Origin of the sequence: Vibrio nomapromontoriensis, assembly GCF_050337205.1 — a bacterium.
GTDB classification, from domain to species: Bacteria; Pseudomonadota; Gammaproteobacteria; order Enterobacterales; family Vibrionaceae; genus Vibrio; species Vibrio nomapromontoriensis.
In genome coordinates this window covers 1-1,983 of the sequence record NZ_JAKJSS010000037.1, presented here as the reverse complement: position 1 = coordinate 1,983, position 1,983 = coordinate 1, and the positions used below count along the sequence as shown (strand labels likewise).

The 1,983-nt window shown below is 39.6% G+C and carries 3 protein-coding genes; all 3 read left to right on the top strand.

Translation table 11 applies throughout. The features are described from left to right. Nucleotides 1-213: 213 nt before the first annotated feature. Complete coding sequence (locus tag L4D05_RS23935) at nucleotides 214-1,188, top strand: GTP pyrophosphokinase (RefSeq protein ID WP_428795493.1); 975 nt, start codon at nucleotides 214-216, stop codon at nucleotides 1,186-1,188. 175 nt (nucleotides 1,189-1,363) lie between these two features. Then, complete coding sequence (locus tag L4D05_RS23930) at nucleotides 1,364-1,594, top strand: hypothetical protein (protein ID WP_428795492.1); 231 nt, start codon at nucleotides 1,364-1,366, stop codon at nucleotides 1,592-1,594. Nucleotides 1,595-1,785: 191 nt separating this feature from the next. Next, nucleotides 1,786-1,983, top strand: a 198-nt coding sequence (locus L4D05_RS23925) for a GFA family protein (protein ID WP_428795491.1), incomplete at its 3' end; no start/stop codon positions are given.

Sequence of the window (1,983 nt, the reverse complement as noted above, 5' to 3'; positions counted from 1 at the left end):
TGCAAAGTACGAAGTTGATAATTCTGATTTGATGGAAAAAATCGCTAAAGAAGCGGCGCATTGGTAAATAAATATAACAAAATGTTTAAGAGGGATTCGCAACGCGTGGCATTTTCGTTATGCGTTGATTTTTGTGATTAAGGCGGTTTGCGGCAACATCGGTCTTGCGTTGCTCACCCCTTAACATGGCGTTATATTTTTGGAGGGACCTTAGTGTCTGAATTAATAAATATTTACAGAGAACTAAAACCAAAATACGAAAGGTTACGAGAAAATTTATGCAGAGTGCTTGAACAAGAATTAGATTCCAGATCAGTACCAATATTTGCGGTCGAGTCTCGCGTTAAAGATGAGAAGTCTTTTGTGCATAAAGTATCGCGTAAAGGATACGAAAACCCGACTTCTGATGTCGAGGACATGTGTGGAGTAAGGGTTATATGTTACTACCAAGAAGATATAGAGAAAATCTGCCATCTGATTGAGTCAGAATTTAATATCGTTTCTGAAGAAAATAAGCAAGAAGAGCTCAACCACGATCAGTTCGGATATACATCCTATCACTATATCGTAACCCTAAAAGACTCTTGGCTGGAACACCCTAGTGCTAGAGGGCTTGGTGGCTTTAAAGCTGAAATTCAAATACGGACAATGCTAATGCACACTTGGTCTGCGATTAGTCATAAATTGCTTTATAAAAGAGAGCAGGATGTAGACCCTCAATTTAAGCGTAAAATTAGTCGACTAAGTGCTCTAATAGAGCTTGCGGACGAACAATTCAACACTATAAAAAATGAAAGGGAAGAGTTCAGAAAAGCATTGCCGATATCGGACGGTCACTTTGAAACTGATGTTGAGGTGACTTCCGACAGTTTATTAGCAATTAAGGATTTTTACTTTCCTGATCGGGTTGTCAATGAGGGGCAAATCCTTAGTTTATTGGATGAAATTAGAGGTTTGAATTTAACAGTAAAAGATGTAGTAGATTCTATTGAAAGGTGCTTACCGATACTTGATGAAGTCGAAGCTAAAGTGTTTGAGGCACAGAATAAGAGTGAAAAACAGTGGGCTTTTGCCGGCGTAATGCGTTCGGTTCTGGATCTAACTCAAGATGAATACTTCATAAATCGCAAGAGAACTATACCGCCATTTCTGGTTGCGGTAAAAGAACCCTATAGGTCTATGGTATAAAAATATAACAAAGCATTTAAGAGTGATTCCCAACGCTTGGCATTTTTAATTCCATCGTTGGGTTTAGTGTTTACGGTGGTATGGTTGAGTTTTGTGGTAGCGTTGCTCACACCTTAATGCGGCGTTAGTTGCTTTGAGATTGTGAAGGCTTCAGAGGAAAATTAGGTTGGTTCAAATGTATGGTACCGAGCAAACAAAAGCGTTTTGTTGCAATTGCAAAGAGGTCACGCTCCACAAATATGAAAGCTTCTCACAACCCCAAAAATCCAGTGAGTCAAAAGCAACAGGTTTTTTCTCAGGCTTTTTCACATCAATTGCTAGTGCATTGATGGAAGGTGAGGCTACAGGCGATTACAAGTGCACAGTTTGTGGTACTAATCTTCACACACCAGACAACTTGGATTAACTCTGGCAATCATTAGTAAAGTGCGAAATTGCAAAGTTTCGCAACTAACAAATTGTTCAAGCAGACAGCTAACAGTTGGCGATCTTGGTTTGGTTGAGTTTAGTGATTACGGTGGTTTCGTTGGAGTGCAGTGGTGGTTAGCTGCTACTTAACAAGGCGTTATGCATACTATTTAGTTTTGGAGAACCAAAATGAAAGGAAGCTGTTTGTGCGGTGATGTTTCGTTTGAACTGTTGAGCGAACTACCGTCCATCTATCAATGCCATTGTTCTCTATGCCGAAAAGTTTCAGGTTCTTCGTCTAATTCAGCTCTGATAGTAAAAGCGTCTAATTTTAGATGGTGCTCGGGTGAGCATTTAATTAAATCCTACTCCACCAAATCAGGCTTC

Coding starts and splice junctions, on each gene's coding strand:
- L4D05_RS23930 (WP_428795492.1), top strand. CDS start 1,364: ATGTATGGTACCGAGCAAACAAAAGCGTTTTGTTGCAATTGCAAAGAG.